Here is a 17,039-nt window from a genome sequence, read left to right as displayed (position 1 = left end):
ACAATGTCTGATACAAAAATTAAAATTGCTATTGGAGCGGATCACGCTGGGTTTGAATACAAAGAAATATTAAAAGATTTTTTACAGGATTACGAAGTAAAAGATTTTGGTACTCACTCAGAAAATTCTGTTGATTATCCAGATTTTGCCCATCCGGTTGCTGCCGCGGTAGAAAATGGAGAATTTACCTACGGGATTTTACTTTGTGGATCGGCAAACGGTGTTGCCATCACCGCGAACAAACATCAGCACATCAGAGCAGGTTTATGTTGGGAGAATGAAGTTGCTTCTTTAGTCCGCAAACACAATAACGCAAACGTTTTGTGCATACCTGCCAGATTTGTTTCTGAAGAACTGGCTAAAGAGATTACCACAACCTTTTTAACAACTGAATTTGAGGGCGGCCGTCACCAAAACAGGGTTGAAAAGATTTCGTGCTAACAAGAAACTTAACTAACTATTATCATAATGAACAAAAAGTTTTTAACCCTTGGTTTGGTATCGCTTGTTACAGCAAGTTGCTTTAGCCAGGTAAAACCCCTTATACCGAATAAGGACGCAATAAAATTCAGTAAGGCCATTAACCCCGAAAATGCCTACAAACACCTCTCTGTACTGGCTTCTGATGAATATGAAGGCCGCGAAACAGGAACAAAAGGGGCTTGGATGGCTGCTGATTATATCCGTGATTATTTCAAGTCTTTAGGTTTAAAAGCCCCCGTAAATGGCAGTTATTTCCAAAAAATCGATTTGGTAAATGTTACCTTAAAAGAGAGCCATTTAACGGTTAACGGTCAGCCTAAAGAATACCAGAAAGATTATGTTGTTCTACCAAACTTAATCAGCGATAACGGTTTCACTTTTTCTACCGATCAGATTGTATTTATTGGTTACGGAATCAAAAAAGACAGCTATAACGATTTTGCCGCAACCGATATTAAAGGCAAGGTGGTAATGATGTTCAACGGTGGCGATCCGACTATTAAACCGGGTACCAGAATTGATAGGGCCGCTTACCGTGCTGCGCTTGAAGCAAAGGCTAAGTATTTTGCAGAAAATAACGTTAAAGCCATTATCCTGATCGATCCGGCTGTGGATAGAATTACCGAAGATACCAAACAATCTCAAAATAAAGGTCGTGTAATCGTAAAAACAAGCGCGGCTATTGAAGCTCAAAAACAAAACGATATCCCGCGCATCTCGATATCTGTTGCTTTGGCAAACGAGCTGTTAAAGGCATCGAATACTACAGTAGCCGATCTGCAAAAGAAAATAGTAGATAGTCAGGCGCCTGCCTCGCAAATATTAAATGTGCCTTTTTCTGCAAGTGCGGCAAAAACAGAAACACCAGTTAGATGCGAGAACGTTCTGGGTTATTTAGAAGGTTCTGATCCAGTGCTTAAAAAAGAAGTGTTGATCCTTACAGGTCACTATGACCATATCGGATTGGTAACTGATCCAGATGCAAAAGATAAAGTAAACAACGGCGCTGATGATGATGGATCGGGAACTACAGGCGTATTATTAATGGCGAAAGCATTTACAGATGCAAAAAAAGCTGGAAAAGGTTCTAAACGTAGCATCTTATTTATGACTGTTGTTGGTGAAGAAAAAGGACTTTGGGGTTCTGAATGGTATTCGGAGCATCCGGTTTTTCCAGTAGAAAACACCATTGCTGATTTAAATACTGATATGATTGGCCGTACCGGTGAAGAATATTTAGGCAAGCCAGATTCGGCAAACTATATATATTCAGTAGGCTCCAAAATGTTGAGCAGCGATTTAGCCAATATCAGCGAGCGGGTTAATGCAACCTATACCAAAATGAAACTGGATTATAAATACGATGATCCAAAAGATCCTGAGCAGATTTATTACCGTTCAGATCATTACAACTTTGCTAAATTAGGCATTCCTATCATCTTCTATTATGATGGAATGTTGCAACAGGATTACCACAAACCAGGCGATGAAGTAAGTAAGATTAATTTCCCGCTTTTGGCCAAAAGAGCAAAACTGACCTATTTTACCGCATGGGAATTGGCTAACAGAGCTAAACGTCCAGCCGTAGATATGGACGGAAAAGGAAATCCAAAGAAATAAAAGTACAAAAACTAAGCCTCGATAAAATGTCGGGGCTTTTTTATGCATAATTGCGATGCTTTATATTTCAAAATTAAAATGTTATTTTTGATAAAAGTGAGTTTATGGATCAGTTGCATATTTTAGAAAAAATTAAAATGATCCCTGTTGCCTATCAGCAAGAGGTGGAAGACTTTATCGATTTTATTTTACAAAAAAAAGTAAAGAAAAAAAATGAAGAAAAAACACAAAGAAAACTTGGCTTACTAAAAGGAAGAATGAAAATGAGCGATGATTTTAACGCGCCATTGGATGATTTCATAGACTACATGTAGTAAAAAAATATCTGCTTGATACACATGTTTTACTTTGGATGCTGGATGATAATATTGCATTGTCTAAAACAGCTAGAAAAATTTTAGAAGATTCTACTACTCAGCTTTATTTAAGCATAGTTAGTTTATGGGAGATTACCATAAAACAATCTCTTGGAAAATTACAATTGGAATATTCATAGACGAACTCATAGATTCCTGCGATACCAATAATATTACGATTTTACCAATAGATTACGGGACATTGAAGATGCTTAAAGCGTTACCATTCCTACACCGCGATCCGTTCGATAGGATTATCATCGCAACGAGTATAGAATTAGGTTTAGACCTTATTTCCAGTGATGAGATAGCTAAAAAATATACAACTAGAATTATCTGGTAGTAATCTATTCGAAAATAACAATTTTCGTTGTTTTACTTTTCTAATAAACTCGACAGGGTTTCCTATCTTTGATGTGATAACGAAATAGCTAAAAACTAAAATCAGTTAATATTCGTTACCCTATTACAAAATAACTATTGATGAATATTGCTGAAGAATTTTTAGAGAAATCTGACGAGAAAGCTTTCGATCTACCGCATCGTAAAACCATAAATTATAATATTGGGAAATACAATGCAGCAGTTGAACGGGGCTTATCAAAATTCGAAAATTTAGAGGCATCCAAAAAAAAGGCACACGTAATTAAATGGCGTGTGATGGAAAACCTTGACAAATTCTTACCAGAATTCGAATCAAATTTCCAACGCCGGGGTGGTAAGGTAATCTGGGCTAATGATGCTGAAGAAGCGCAACAGGAAATCCTCAACATCATCAAAAGAAATAACGGCAAAACGGTTATCAAATCAAAATCGATGACTACCGAGGAAATTCACTTAAACGATTTTCTGGAAAAGAACGATATCGAATCTTTAGAAAGTGATTTGGGCGAATATATCGTTCAATTGCTTGGTCAGGCGCCATACCATATTGTTACTCCTGCCATGCACTTAAGTGCAACCGATATAGCACAATTATTTCACAATAAATTTGACACACCTATCGATGCTACTCCCCCTCAGCTCGTACAAAAAGCAAGGGAATTACTCCGCGATAAATACTTAAATGCTGATATCGGTATTAGTGGTGGCAATTTTTTAATAGCCGATACCGGAAGTATTGCCTTGACGGAGAATGAAGGTAATGCACGTTTAAGTACCACTTTCCCTAAAATCCATATTGCCATAGTAGGTATCGAAAAGGTAATTCCTTCTATAGCAGACCTCGATCTTTTCTGGCCTTTACTGGCCTCACATGGAACCGGGCAGAACTTAACGGTTTATAATACCATTTTAAGTGGTCCACGCCAACCTAATGAAACAGACGGACCAGAGGAAATGTATGTGATTTTGTTAGATAATGGCCGAACCAATTTATTGGCGCAAAAAGATCAAAGACAAGGCTTATATTGCATCCGTTGTGGTGCATGTTTAAATGCTTGTCCGGTTTATAAAAATATCGGTGGCCATACTTATAACACCACCTATAGCGGGCCAATCGGCTCGGTAATCACCCCTCATTTAAAGGGCATGGAAGAATTTAAGCACTTAAGTTATGCTTCTAGTCTTTGCGGCAAATGTTCTGAGGTGTGCCCGGTAAAAATTGACATCCACAAAATGCTCCTGCTTAACCGAAGAGATGCCGCTTCAGGGCATGAAAATGGCAAAAAAGAGGAAATTGGTTGGAGCATGTTCAGCAGAATGATGCAAAAACGCAAGTGGATGGATTTCTTTGGTGGGAAATTTAAAAATTTTATGCTTAGCACTTTCTTTAAAAAGAGCTGGGGCAAATACCGGGAAATGCCAAAAGTTGCCGATAAATCTTTTGCCAAACAATGGGAAGAACTGAAAAAAAATAAGGAGTCTTAAATCAAGATTCATTAGTCAAAATAACCAGATATGCAATTTAACAGAGGTGATAAAGACGACGAGTTCCTACTGAACTTATACAGAAGATTGCTTTACCCTCGGATGGTTGAAGACAAAATGCTAAAGCTTTTGCGCCAGGGTAGAATTGGCAAATGGTTTTCGGGTATTGGCCAGGAAGCCATAGCTGTTGGCAGTACCTTAGCCATGCAAAGCGACGAATACATTTTACCCATGCACCGTAATTTGGGCGTTTTTACTTCGCGCGATATTCCTCTGAAAAAATTAATGGCCCAATGGCAAGGCAAAATTACCGGCTTCACTAAGGGCCGCGACCGCTCTTTTCATTTCGGTACACAAGAATATAAAATTATCGGGATGATATCCCACCTTGGCCCCCAAATGGCCTTAGCCGATGGTATTGCACTGGCAGATGTTTTACGCAATCAGCCTCACGCTACTTTGGTTTATACCGGAGAAGGGGCAACCAGCGAAGGTGATTTTCATGAGGCAGTAAATGTTGCCGCAGTTTGGAACCTTCCTGTTATTTTTCTGATCGAAAATAACGGATATGGCCTGTCTACTCCAAAGTCAGAACAGTTCAGGTGCAAAAACCTGGTAGATAAAGCCATAGGTTATGGTGTAGAAGGTATTCAGATAGATGGAAATAATATCCTAGAAGTTTATAACACCATCAATCAACTGGCCATGGAAATCCGAAAAGATCCAAGACCTGTTTTGGTAGAATGCCTAACTTTCAGGATGCGTGGACATGAAGAAGCATCTGGTACCAAATACGTTCCACAAGAACTTTTTGATGAGTGGGAGAAGAAAGATCCGTTAATTAATTACGAAACCTATTTAATTGAGCAAGGTGTTTTAACATCAGATTCAATTATCGACATCAAAATCCAGGTTAAAAGAGATATTGAACTGGAAATTGAAGAAGCTTTTAACGAGGATGAGCCTATTGCAAATGCCAATCAGGAAGAGGCCGACATGTATTTCCCTTACACACAACAGGTTATCCAGCCAAACCCAACTTCCATCGAAAAAAGATATCTGGATGCTATAACTGATGGTTTGGACCTGGCTATGCAGAAATACCCTAACCTGGTTTTAATGGGGCAGGACATTGCCGATTATGGCGGGGCTTTTAAAATTACGGATGGTTTTACTGCTAAATACGGAAAAGACAGAGTACGTAATACCCCTATTTGCGAATCGGCCATTGTTGGGGCAGGTTTGGGTCTATCCTTAAATGGTTATAAAGCAGTTGTAGAAATGCAGTTTGCTGATTTTGTGACTGTAGGCTTTAATCAGATCGTGAATAACCTGGCCAAAACACATTACCGCTGGGGCGAAAAGGCCGATGTGGTGGTACGCATGCCCACAGGCGCCGGAACAGGTGCGGGGCCATTTCACTCACAGAGTAATGAGGCCTGGTTTACCAAAACGCCAGGGTTGAAAGTTGTTTATCCGGCTTTCCCCGAAGATGCAAAAGGTTTGCTATTGGCTGCGATTGAAGATCCAAACCCTGTGCTTTATTTTGAACATAAATACCTCTATAGAAGTTTAATTGCTCCAGTTCCTGATGGCTATTATACTACAGAGATTGGTAAAGCAGTGAAGCTTGCCGAAGGAAGTAAATTTGCAATCGTTACCTATGGGCTCGGTGTACACTGGGCTTTAGATTACTTAAAACAGTATCCTGAAAGCAGTGCTACACTAATTGACCTGCGTACATTACAGCCCTGGGATAAAGATGCTGTAAGGGCCGCTGTTAAAGCAACCGGAAGGGTTTTAATTTTGCACGAAGATACCTTAACAAATGGTTTTGGTGCTGAACTATCTGCCTGGATTGGAGAACATTGTTTCTCTTATCTCGATGCACCCGTAATGCGCTGTGCGAGCTTAGATACTGCAATCCCAATGAGCAAAGTATTGGAAGAAGATTTTTTAGCTAAAGCAAGATTAGCAGAAACGATTGATAAATTATTGAAATATTGATCTATATCGTCATGCTGAATTTATTTCAGCATCTTTAAAGACCATGATATAAATTCAGGGTGACGACATCAAAAAACAAAAAATACATGAGCAATTTTAAAGTCGAAGGGAATATCATCAACATCGCAAAGCGAAATATTTTCTTTGGCGAAGTAGCGGTTGAAGGTGGAAAAATAAAATCAATCTCTAAAATCTCTGAACAGAAAGAAGGGGCACATTTTATCTCACCAGGCTTTATCGACAGTCATGTGCACATCGAAAGCAGTATGCTTATTCCAAGTGAATTTGCGCGACTAGCTGTTGTTCATGGAACTGTTTCTACGATTAGCGATCCACACGAAATTGCTAATGTTTGTGGAATGGAGGGTGTAGAATTTATGATTGAAAATGGCAATACCGTGCCTTTCAAATTTAATTTTGGTGCCCCAAGCTGTGTTCCGGCAACAGTTTTCGAAACGGCAGGAGCTGAATTAAATCATGATGATGTAAAGGCACTTTTAGAACGTCCGGAAATAAAATACCTGAGTGAAATGATGAATTTCCCTGGCGTGCTTTATAAAGACGAAGAAGTTTTAAAAAAGATTGCTGCTGCACATCACTTGGGTAAACCTGTTGATGGACATGCTCCGGGCTTACGGGGTGATGCCGTTCAACAGTACATCAATGCCGGAATTTCTACAGATCACGAATGTTTTACCGCCGAAGAAGCATTAGATAAATTACAGCGCGGTATGAAAATCCTCATCCGCGAAGGAAGCGCAGCAAAAAATTTCGACGCGCTGATTGATCTACTAAACGATTGGCCGGAAATGATGATGTTCTGTAGCGACGATAAACATCCGGACAGTTTAGTCGAAAACCATATTAATCAGCTCTGTGCAAGGGCAGTAGAAAAAGGGATCAACATATTCAATATACTCCAGGCGGCCTGCATCAATCCTATTATTCACTATAAATTAGATGTTGGTGCGCTCCAGATCAATGATTACGCAGATTTTATCGTGCTTGAAGATTTAAAAACATTCAAGGTTAAACAAACCTATATCGATGGGTTATTGCTTGCCGAAAATGGAAAAACAGTGGGTAATTGGGTAAAACATGTCGAAGATCGCGAATCGGTAAACCATTTCGATTGCAGCTTGAAAAAGGAAGAAGATTTTATTTATCCATTCACTGGACAAAAAGAAATTCCAGTTATTGAAGCATTAGATGGACAATTAATTACTAACAGAATATCTGCCAAACCAAAGGTTTTAAATCAAAATATCATCAGTGATCTGGAAAACGATATTTTGAAAATGGTAGTCGTAAATCGTTATCACGATGCACCTGTTGCCATATCCTTCGTAAAAAACTTTGGCTTAAAACAGGGTGCCATAGCCTCAAGTGTTGCACACGATAGTCATAATATTATTGCGGTTGGTGCCGATGATAAAAGTATCTGCGAAGCTGTTAATTTAGTAATCAAAGAAACCGGAGGTGTAGTGGCACTGGGAAATGGGAAAGAAGAAGTTCTAGCTTTACCAGTTGCTGGTTTAATGAGCAATCAAAATGGTTACAAAGTAGCAGAAAGTTACACTTCAATAGATCAGTTTGCGAAAGATTTAGGTTCAACCCTTCTTGCGCCTTTTATGACGCTTTCTTTTATGGCACTACTGGTAATTCCACATTTAAAGCTTAGTGATAAAGGTTTATTTGACGGGGATGAGTTTAAGTTAATGTAGCGCTTTGTCATTCTGAGCATCGCGAAGAATCTTTTTACTATAAGTACAACAATAGGAATGAGAAGTTAAGCCCAAGATCGGTTTGGAGGATTCTTCACTGCGTTCAGAATGACAGTTACTCTAACAAAAACACTTCAGCCAGCGGATTAAACAGGTAAATCCGTTTGTCATCTAAACAAACACAACGATATCTTTTTCTGATCCTTTCGCCTTTGGTAAAACGCCGGCCGTCTTTAATTTTAAACGTGGTATTAATCGGCAATTGCTCTAAATGTAAGGCCTCGGATTTATTGTCGTCGTATTTTTTTAAAGCACGCGACAAATGCAGATCGGAGCAGCTTGATGCCGCTGGATTGGACATATAATTATCAATCGCTTTGTGGATATCGGTTGGAAAGATATTCATATCAAAAAAGGGAATCATCATCCGCTGGAAGTTCTTCTTCCATTCTGTTCCATGCGGTTTTACTTTATTCTTGAAATCGTTCCAGGTGAGCAAATGGGCAAACTCGTGTACGGTAGTAACCAGGAAAGCATAATGATTGAGATTGAAATTCACCGAAATGCGATGACCTTTACCTTGATAAGGATGACGGTAATCACCCAGTTTGGTAGAGCGGGTTTTGGCAATTTTAAATTCGCACTGAAAATAATCAATCCATTTTGCTATTAGCGGCGCCGCTGGTTCTGGCATGTACTGCGCTAAAACTTTAACCTTTTCCACGGATGCTAAGATAAATAATTTTAAGTTTTAACCACAAAAGGTACGAATATTTACATGGAAAACAGAATTCATAGTGGTTTAACCACAGAGAAAACGGAGGTTATTTTAATAGCCATTCATAATAAAGCTGCTTTGGAAAAATTGTTCTGTAAATACTTAAACATACGGTCGTCACCCTGAATTTATTTCAGGGTCTTACTGATTGACTAAGATGCTGAAACAAGTTCAGCATGACGATCAGACCTATAGAATAAACATTTCCTACATGCGCTTTCCTACAAACCATCCTTTGCGTTTTATCCTTATCGATCTTTGCGGTTAGATTTCGATCTATTCTTCTGATGGAAACAACGAGGCCAGCACCAGTTTAATCTCACCGAAAGAATAATCTTTACCTAAAAACTCCCTTATCGTAGCCATCGATTTTGTTTTCTGGCTCTCCACCGCATCACTAATGTTTCTGATTTTATTGGCCTTTACCAACTTGGTAACATCCAATTGTTGTGTAGAAACATAATAGGCCAAATGCCCCTCAATAGTGCCGACAGAAAAGCCGCGTTCTTTTGCAATTTCATCAATGGTTTTGCCCTGTTCATAAAGCTCGAAGCTTACCAATTTAGTGTCTATTTTTGGCTCTTTTTTCTTTTTCTCGGCTGCTGATTTTACCTTAAGTGTTTCTCCTTTTAACTGGATCGCTTTTTGGAGCTGATTGTTTCTTTCAACCGTATTCAACAGTGCATCGGTATCGGCTTTGCTAAACTCTTTCCCTTCAATAAGCGCTTGCAACAATGCTTTACTTTTATGCATTTTTTTTAGTTGCTCATACACTAAAATTTCGAGTTCTAACAGTTCTGTAACGTAGGTTTTAATTTGTTTTTCTTCTTTTATTACTTCTATTTGCGTCAAAAAACGATCTGAAATTTCCTTGACCAAAGGGTTAAAATACTTTAAGGCAGCCTCTACCCTTTTGGATACATTAAATAAAGTATGTTCGGTTTGCTGCGCGAAAAGATTTTTTAGCTGATTCACAAAAGTATCGGCTGTAGTGGTGATTTTTTGAAAGTCGGTATAAATGGTATCCGTCCAATCTTCGTGCCTTTGCTTGGCAGATTTTTCACTTTTATCAAATGTCTGACGGTGTTCTTTTAAGTAATAGCGGATTAAGTTCAGATCGAATGCAGCAAGCAGATAACTGCGAATAAAAGTATAACTCTCTATACTGATCTGCTCGTTCAGCACTTCGGAAGGTTGTTTTGTTTTGGAGAAATAATGTACGTTCTGATCTTGTTGCAAACCACTATCGCGAAGGTGCGAAGTTAAAACCAAACCCTTTAACGAACGTAAACGCGATAAGGCCACATATGCCTGGCCAGGGGCAAAAGCATCCCCTACATCAATAATGGCCTTATCGAAGGTTAAACCCTGACTCTTGTGTACAGTGATGGCCCAGGCCAGTTTTATAGGGTATTGGATAAACGAACCTGCTACATTCTCCTTAATCTCATTGGTCGCTTCATCCAACTTATATTTAACATTTTCCCAGGTATAACGGGAGATCTCAATAACTGTCCTATCCTCGGGAAGCTCAATTTCGATTATATCCTTCTCAATATGGTGCACCACGCCGATTTTGCCGTTGTAATACCTTTTCTCGGCTGTCATATCATTTTTAATGAACATTACCTGTGCGCCAACCTTTAGCTCTAAACTTTTATCATTCGGATAAGCATACTCATTAAATTCGCCCTGAATTTTTGCCTCAAAAAAGTAAGATTTGGTCTTTAACTGGGCCAGCCTTTCGCGGTTAATGCTATCGGCCTTATTGTTGTGCGTGGTTAAAGTAATGTAATTTTCGTCAGCCGCAGGTTTAAAATCCTGTTTGAAATGCCGTCTGAGCAAGGCTGTATCTTCTACGGTGATTTTATTGTTCCGCAGGTTATTCAGTAGATTGATAAAAACCGCATCATCCTGACGGTAAATTTTATCTAATTCGATATAAATAGGCGGATTATCTTGCAGGGCCAGTGCATCGAAGAAATAAATGCTCTTATAAAACTTGGCCATAATGCGCCATTCATCATTTTTTACTACTGGCGGCAATTGATGCAGATCGCCGATAAACAAGAGTTGTACCCCTCCAAAAGGAACATTTCTGTTCCGGCGGACATACCGCAAAGCAAAATCGATCGCATCGAGCATGTCGGCACGTAGCATACTCACCTCGTCGATTACCAACAGTTCCATCTCCTGCAGCATGCGGCGTTTATTGCCCTGCATGTTTAAATGTTTTACTAAAGTTTTAGGCGTATTAAAGTTGAAGTTGATATTTTCATTGATCAAGCTCCCGGCTGCATCTGGGAAGAAAGAACCGAAAGGGAGCTGAAAAAGCGAATGAATCGTTACTCCTGATGCATTGATTGCAGCAATACCTGTTGGCGCTACAATTAAGGCTTTTTTGTGCGTAAGTTTAATCAGTTTCCGTAAAAAGGTTGTTTTACCTGTACCTGCTTTTCCAGTCAAAAAAACATGTTTTGAGGTATAATTAACAAATTTAGCCGCAATTTCTGCAGGCATAGAAGTTTCTTCCAAAGTGGGCATCGGCAGTAAAATTTTAGTTTACAATAAACGGAGGGATGAATAAAGCTAAACATTTTAGCACAAAACTAAACAATGATTGGTGAGAAATTTTAAATTTTAGTGGATATTTTTCTGCTTAAGGCTTAATCAGGCAGGAAAGTACACAACTGGGATGGCTAAACCTGCCAGGAACGACAGCCTCCGATTTAAGCACCGGTTTATGTTATATTTTGGCGTGCTTGCTTGTTTCACAGGTTTTCTATCGGAGCTACAGTGCATGGCAGGTTTATATTATATTAACAGAAGAACCTCTGTCCCTGCTTTCCCAATCTCAAAAAATTGCAATCAGTTTTCAATTAAACAATTAACCAGTTCAAACAGTTAACCAAATTACTTATCTTTGCAGCCTGATGAAACAACAATATTCAAATCTTATCGCTGTTAAATTCCTTTAACAAGGTTTCATCAACTTTACACCCAATATTTTATTATGCTTAACCCTGAAATAGAAAAACGTAAAACCTTTGCCATTATTAGTCACCCGGATGCGGGCAAAACCACGCTGACAGAAAAATTTCTGCTTTTTGGTGGTGCCATCAATACCGCTGGTGCGGTAAAAAGGAATAAAGCGAACCAAAGTAATACCTCCGATTTTATGGAGATCGAAAAGCAGCGTGGTATCTCTGTAGCAACTTCGGTAATGGGTTTCGAATACAGTGGTAAACGCATCAATATTCTGGATACACCCGGTCACAAGGATTTCGCAGAAGATACTTACAGAACTTTATCGGCAGTAGATAGTGTGATTTTGGTGGTAGACTGTGTGAAAGGTGTGGAGGAACAAACGGAAAAACTAATGTCGGTTTGCCGTATGCGTAATACACCAGTAATTATCTTCATTAACAAAATGGACCGGGAAGGTAAAGAGGCTTATGATTTATTGGATGAAATTGAAGAGAAACTAAACATCAGCCTTTGCCCACTTTCGTGGCCTATTGGCCAGGGACATACCTTTAAAGGCGTTTACAGTATTTATAACAAGCATTTAAATTTATTCAACTCGGATAAAACCAAAGTAACCGATTCGGTTGTGGCGGCGAGTGATTTAAATGATCCTTCTTTATTAAATTACCTAAAAGAAAACGAAATCAATACGTTGAAAGATGATGTTGAGCTGGTTGATGGTATTTATGGTAAAATTGATAAGGATTTATATACCGATGGTTTGGTTGCGCCGGTATTTTTTGGCAGTGCGATTAATAATTTCGGGATAAAAGAGCTTTTAGATACATTTATAGATATCGCTCCAAGTCCCCGTCACCGTGAAGCAGAAGAGCGTGATGTACTGGTTGAAGAGAAAAATTTCAGTGGCTTTGTGTTTAAGATTCATGCCAACTTAGATCCTAAACACCGCGATAGGATTGCCTTTTTAAGGATTTGTTCGGGCAAGTTTGAGCGCAACAAGTTCTATTACCATACCCGCCAGGATAAAAAACTGAAATTCTCTAACCCGATGGATTTTATGGCCAACGAGAAAAGTATTGTTGAAGAAGCATGGCCAGGCGATGTAGTTGGGTTGTATGATAGTGGCAACTTTAAAATCGGCGATACTTTAACAGAAGGTGAAAAACTGCAGTTTAAAGGCATCCCTAGTTTCTCTCCATCTATCTTCAAAGAGGTAGAAAATATGGACCCAATGCGTACCAAACAATTGGAAAAAGGTATTGAGCAGTTAACAGACGAGGGTGTGGCGCAGTTATTCGTGATGCAGCCTGGAAACAGGAAAGTGATCGGTGCCGTTGGTGAGCTACAGTTCGAGGTAATCAATTTCAGGTTAGAGCATGAGTACGGCGCAAAATGTCGTTTCCGTACTTTGAGTTATACCCGTTCGAGCTGGGTAACTTCTAGCGATAGAAAGAAACTGGATGAATTTGTAAAACGTAAACAGCAGCACATCGGTTTCGATAAAGAAGCTAACCCGGTTTATCTGTCAGATAGTGAATACATGATTAATTTAACCAAACAGGATTATCCTGATATCGATTTCCATAAAACCAGCGAGTTTAAGAGTTAGTTTTTAGTCCGGAGGGGGAAGTCTATAACACAAAAAAATAATATACTATCGTCATTGCTAACTGAAGAACAGGAATGAGCGGTGGCGTGAAGCAATCTTTATTCGCGAAACAGATTGCTTCGTCGTACCTCCTCGCAATGACGATTTGTCCTTATTATTATCATTTCCTACTCAAATCCCAAATCTTTAAGCTGGTTAAGGTACTTTTACCATCTTTCGAAAACATCCTGATTCCTGTAGCTTTTTCATCCGGAAAAACCATGGTCGTAATTACCTTTTCACCTCCGTTCCCGAAAACTTCCAATGAAGATTTATCAAATAGCACCTGGAGTTTAATTTTCCCGTTTATCGGATTTACAGTTGCGGTTTGAACGATGTTTTTATCATTTTTAACCCCTTTCTCTGAACGTGTACAATCTACATAAAGTTGTTTTTTAACGGCATCATAGCCAACTTCAACTTCTTTAACAACATTTCCATTCTCATCCTTTAGTTGTGCAAGTTTAAAACCTATGTTTTTTGCATCCATAACCGAAAAATCGGCATCAATCCAATAAGAATTATGACTGGCGCCTAGGTCGATATATTGATCGATAACAACATTTTGCTTACTGATAACTTTACTATTTGAATGTTTTTTAATATTATCGGCAATCAAGCTAGCTGGCTGCTGAAACAACCTAATTCCTTCGGTTGTAGTTTTTAAGGATAAATCTCTTGGGATAGACATCTGTCCCTTCCATGGGAATGTTTCCTTGCCTCCAGGTTGTAACCATCCCAATAAAATCCGCTGGTTTTTAGGTGCATTGTTCCATGGAATGGCGGCATAAAAAGAATCGCCGTCATCAACCAATAAGGTTAATTTTTCATCATTGTCGTTTTTAAAAGTCTTGCCATCAAAATCGCCGACAAAATATTGCATGGTTGGTCCCTTTGGTCCAAATAACGATATTGCCAGAACCCACTTTGTATTATCCTTATTTCCGTCAACAGAAAGGGGGATAATAAACGGACATTCCCAACCACTACCCTGATTACCCTGTTTCCCAAAATCACTCAACATGGTCCAGTCTTTCAGGTTTTTCGAGCCATAAAACCGTGTCTGGTGCTCATCAACCATCGCAACAGTCATAATCCATTGCTGAGAGGCCTCATGCCACCAAACATTAGGATCTCTAAAATCTTTTTTATTTAAATCGATAATGGGATTTTTAGGATAATTGGTAAAGGTTAAGCCCCCATCGTTGCTGTAGGCCATATATTGAGATTCATTATGTTGTTTAGGCAGATCTGCAGTGTAAAAAGCTACCACAGGTGCCTGTCCTTTCCCCAATCCGCTTACATTATATTTATCCAGCACGGCTGAACCTGAAAAAATCATGGTAGTGGTATCATTTGTAATTTTTTCGGGAATAGCAACCGGCAGGTGTTTCCAATTTACCAGATCTTTACTGGTGGCATGGCCCCAGCTCATATGTCCCCATTTATTTTCGAATGGATTGTACTGGTAATAAAGATGAAATTCCCCATTCAGATAAATTAATCCGTTTGGATCGTTTAACCAGTTTGATGGTGCGGTAAAATGATAGTTCGGCCTCCACTGAGGAGTTGACTGTTGAGCGAAAGCGCTTATCGAACAGTACATTAAAAAAGCTAGAATATATTTGGTCTTGAACATATTAAATTCAAATTACGAATAAGAATTCAATTACTAAAACGTTTAATTAGTTTCTTGAGGTCTTTACGAAAACTTTTTCTTCATCAACGGTTTCGTATTGTTTGTACGTTAGTGCTAAACGCCTTTTAATTTTTGAGATCAACAATCGTGGCGAAAGCACTTTAACACATTCGCCAAAACCCAAAATCTCCCGCTCCAACTCGTAGTTTAATACCACATCGATCCTAAAAATGGTTGTTTTTTCGTTTTTTGATAATACTATCTGCGATGAATGCAGCGGTTTCGTTACCACATACGGTGCATGATCGTTTGTAAATTCAAGAATCACTTTTTGTGCACGATCCCGCTCGTTTTTCGTTACACCGATCAGATCTTCATAATACCGATCGAAATCTACGCCTTGATAACTTATAAATTCTTCATTAGGGAGTTCCTGAAATTCGACAATCCGATCTAGGGCCAAGTTTAAAATCCCTGCTCGTTTTTTCGCTTTACAAATCAGAAACCACCTGTTGCGGTATTCTTTTAATAGATACGGATAATAAATTCCCTGTTGCGATTGTTGTACCTTGAACGATTTATATTCAATCAGCAACGATCGTTTATTCAAAACAGCCTGATAAAGCTGCGGGATACATTCCAGGCCCTTTACCAGCTTATTGCTTTCTAACTGAATGTTGTTGCCACTCTGTTTGGTCGATTTGTAAAGGTTATTTTCCAAACGCGCAATCATATCGCTCATCTCGTCGAAATAATTGAAGGCATTAAACTGTTTCAGTACACCAACAATTTCTTTCATTTTATCTACATCAGCATTATTGATTGGTGCTTTGGTTATACTAAAACTAGAATCCTCGTAAGCATAAAAGCGTTTGTCCTTCACTACAATTGGCGCATTGTAACCTAGCTTGTCACTCCGCATTAATTGAATATCTGCCTGAATAGTTCGCTTGCTTACCCCAGTGGTAATCCCTTCGAGTTCGTATAGGGTTGCAGACACCTTTTCGATAAGATCTTCCAAGGTCCATTTACGGAAACGGTTTTTCAAACAATCATCAATGGTTTTATACCGGATAAGCGCTAATTTATTTACTGCCATTTTTAATCAATTTGAGTATCAAGCTAAAAATCTGATCATAAAGCTTATTTAAATATAGCAAAGTGTTCTTCATCTACGCAACACAATTGCGCAATTGATGATGAAAAGAAATATATTTTAAGTAAAACAAAATTTACAAACCTAATTATCAAACACTTAAGTGTTTTACTGCAAAATATTTCTCACTACGCAAATCAGCCGCGTAGTAGTGGTGGCATCTTTGTAATGTCGCCAGTCGATAAAAGTTCTTTGATAAATATTAATAAACTAATCTGATTGATAGAAGACAGTTTTACTGTTTTTAAATGATACGCGCTCTCCGTTATGCTGTTCTAGTTTATCTGGTTCAGCAAGAAACCCCTGTTCCCGATAGGTGGAACAGGGTACTGTTTAGCGCAATCAGATCATTATAAAGAAATCCCGAAAGGGATGGCAATACTAAATAAAACTTATCCAATGTTGAGGGTTTCAGAACAGCCCCAAAGTATTCGGGCAATTTGCGTAGAATATGCTGATCAGGATTATGATAGATTGTCTAAACAGGTTGTGTGTCGTGGGTTCGAATCCCACTTCCGGTTTTATCGGAATAACTCAGTTGATTAGAGTAACTACCACCAAAATGCAGGTTCGAATCCTGCTTCCAAATACCACTTGGAATCGCATAAGGGTAATGCAATGGAATGTTAATCCATGTTAAAAGAAGAGCAACTTTTCAAATCGTTCACCAGAATAAGCGTTGCGCAACCGCATTTGGCTTCAAGGTTTTTCGAAATCAAAAAAGCAAATCTGTGTTTTGCCCAGCAAGGATCAGTGTTTAAGAAAAGATTT

Annotated in this window: 13 protein-coding genes; 9 read left to right on the top strand and 4 right to left on the bottom strand. The window is 38.8% G+C overall.

The window, feature by feature from the left end; genetic code table 11:
- The first annotated feature begins 3 nt into the window (after nucleotides 1–3).
- The 8 genes from rpiB (at nucleotide 4) to ade (ending at nucleotide 8,059) form a co-directional block, all read left to right on the top strand.
- Nucleotides 4–441 carry a ribose 5-phosphate isomerase B gene (rpiB, locus tag HDC90_RS08335; protein WP_184465508.1) on the top strand — a complete coding sequence of 146 codons (438 nt, stop codon included), beginning with the start codon at nucleotides 4–6 and terminating at the stop codon, nucleotides 439–441.
- A 27-nt stretch (nucleotides 442–468) separates the two neighbouring features.
- Nucleotides 469–2,103: a M28 family peptidase gene (locus HDC90_RS08330; protein ID WP_184465507.1), complete on the top strand. Its 1,635-nt coding sequence runs from the start codon at nucleotides 469–471 to the stop codon at nucleotides 2,101–2,103.
- 104 nt (nucleotides 2,104–2,207) lie between these two features.
- A complete protein-coding gene (locus HDC90_RS08325; RefSeq protein WP_184465506.1) occupies nucleotides 2,208–2,417 on the top strand; it encodes a DUF2281 domain-containing protein in 210 nt (69 codons plus the stop codon).
- A gap of 11 nt (nucleotides 2,418–2,428) precedes the next feature.
- Complete coding sequence (locus HDC90_RS25725) at nucleotides 2,429–2,599, top strand: PIN domain-containing protein (RefSeq protein WP_370576589.1); 171 nt, start codon at nucleotides 2,429–2,431, stop codon at nucleotides 2,597–2,599.
- Nucleotides 2,545–2,802, top strand: a complete 258-nt coding sequence (locus tag HDC90_RS25720; RefSeq protein ID WP_184465504.1) for a PIN domain-containing protein — start codon at nucleotides 2,545–2,547, stop codon at nucleotides 2,800–2,802. Before HDC90_RS25725 ends, HDC90_RS25720 begins: the two co-directional genes overlap by 55 nt.
- Nucleotides 2,803–2,942: 140 nt before the next feature.
- A complete protein-coding gene (locus HDC90_RS08310) occupies nucleotides 2,943–4,328 on the top strand; it encodes a LutB/LldF family L-lactate oxidation iron-sulfur protein (protein WP_370576587.1) in 1,386 nt (461 codons plus the stop codon).
- A gap of 30 nt (nucleotides 4,329–4,358) precedes the next feature.
- Complete coding sequence (locus HDC90_RS08305) at nucleotides 4,359–6,335, top strand: thiamine pyrophosphate-dependent enzyme (RefSeq protein ID WP_184465502.1); 1,977 nt, start codon at nucleotides 4,359–4,361, stop codon at nucleotides 6,333–6,335.
- Nucleotides 6,336–6,421: 86 nt separating this feature from the next.
- Nucleotides 6,422–8,059, top strand: a complete 1,638-nt coding sequence (ade, locus tag HDC90_RS08300) for an adenine deaminase (protein WP_184465501.1) — start codon at nucleotides 6,422–6,424, stop codon at nucleotides 8,057–8,059.
- Nucleotides 8,060–8,174: 115 nt separating this feature from the next.
- Here ade and HDC90_RS08295 read toward each other — a convergent pair whose 3' ends face one another.
- Complete coding sequence (locus HDC90_RS08295; protein WP_370576586.1) at nucleotides 8,175–8,783, bottom strand: SprT-like domain-containing protein; 609 nt, start codon at nucleotides 8,781–8,783, stop codon at nucleotides 8,175–8,177.
- Between the two features lie 330 nt (nucleotides 8,784–9,113).
- The gene (locus HDC90_RS25620) at nucleotides 9,114–11,381 is read right to left on the bottom strand and encodes a helix-turn-helix domain-containing protein (protein ID WP_184465500.1); all 2,268 of its coding nucleotides are present in this window, start codon (nucleotides 11,379–11,381) and stop codon (nucleotides 9,114–9,116) included.
- A gap of 469 nt (nucleotides 11,382–11,850) precedes the next feature.
- Between HDC90_RS25620 and HDC90_RS08285 the strand changes: the two genes are divergently transcribed.
- Nucleotides 11,851–13,434 (top strand): peptide chain release factor 3, encoded by a 1,584-nt coding sequence (locus HDC90_RS08285; RefSeq protein ID WP_184465499.1) that lies wholly within the window; start codon nucleotides 11,851–11,853, stop codon nucleotides 13,432–13,434.
- A gap of 160 nt (nucleotides 13,435–13,594) precedes the next feature.
- Here HDC90_RS08285 and HDC90_RS08280 read toward each other — a convergent pair whose 3' ends face one another.
- Both HDC90_RS08280 and HDC90_RS08275 read right to left on the bottom strand, forming a co-directional pair.
- A complete protein-coding gene (locus HDC90_RS08280) occupies nucleotides 13,595–15,112 on the bottom strand; it encodes a glycoside hydrolase family 32 protein (protein ID WP_184465498.1) in 1,518 nt (505 codons plus the stop codon).
- A gap of 46 nt (nucleotides 15,113–15,158) precedes the next feature.
- Nucleotides 15,159–16,211 (bottom strand): YafY family protein, encoded by a 1,053-nt coding sequence (locus HDC90_RS08275; RefSeq protein ID WP_184465497.1) that lies wholly within the window; start codon nucleotides 16,209–16,211, stop codon nucleotides 15,159–15,161.
- Between the last annotated feature and the right edge of the window lie 828 nt (nucleotides 16,212–17,039).

Source organism: Pedobacter sp. AK013 (genome assembly GCF_014205835.1).
Taxonomy (GTDB): domain Bacteria; phylum Bacteroidota; class Bacteroidia; order Sphingobacteriales; family Sphingobacteriaceae; genus Pedobacter.
Note: the sequence above shows the minus strand (reverse complement) of the source record. Positions and strands in the feature narration are given on the sequence as shown.

Excerpts from the sequence above, each read along its gene's own strand:
- rpiB (WP_184465508.1), top strand. The coding sequence starts at position 4 with ATGTCTGATACAAAAATTAAAATTGCTATTGGAGCGGATCACGCTGGG.
- HDC90_RS08330 (WP_184465507.1), top strand. The coding sequence starts at position 469 with ATGAACAAAAAGTTTTTAACCCTTGGTTTGGTATCGCTTGTTACAGCA.
- HDC90_RS08325 (WP_184465506.1), top strand. The coding sequence starts at position 2,208 with ATGGATCAGTTGCATATTTTAGAAAAAATTAAAATGATCCCTGTTGCC.
- HDC90_RS25720 (WP_184465504.1), top strand. The coding sequence starts at position 2,545 with ATGGGAGATTACCATAAAACAATCTCTTGGAAAATTACAATTGGAATA.
- HDC90_RS08310 (WP_370576587.1), top strand. The coding sequence starts at position 2,943 with ATGAATATTGCTGAAGAATTTTTAGAGAAATCTGACGAGAAAGCTTTC.
- HDC90_RS08305 (WP_184465502.1), top strand. The coding sequence starts at position 4,359 with ATGCAATTTAACAGAGGTGATAAAGACGACGAGTTCCTACTGAACTTA.
- ade (WP_184465501.1), top strand. The coding sequence starts at position 6,422 with ATGAGCAATTTTAAAGTCGAAGGGAATATCATCAACATCGCAAAGCGA.
- HDC90_RS25620 (WP_184465500.1), bottom strand. The coding sequence starts at position 11,381 with ATGCCCACTTTGGAAGAAACTTCTATGCCTGCAGAAATTGCGGCTAAA.
- HDC90_RS08285 (WP_184465499.1), top strand. The coding sequence starts at position 11,851 with ATGCTTAACCCTGAAATAGAAAAACGTAAAACCTTTGCCATTATTAGT.
- HDC90_RS08280 (WP_184465498.1), bottom strand. The coding sequence starts at position 15,112 with ATGTTCAAGACCAAATATATTCTAGCTTTTTTAATGTACTGTTCGATA.
- HDC90_RS08275 (WP_184465497.1), bottom strand. The coding sequence starts at position 16,211 with ATGGCAGTAAATAAATTAGCGCTTATCCGGTATAAAACCATTGATGAT.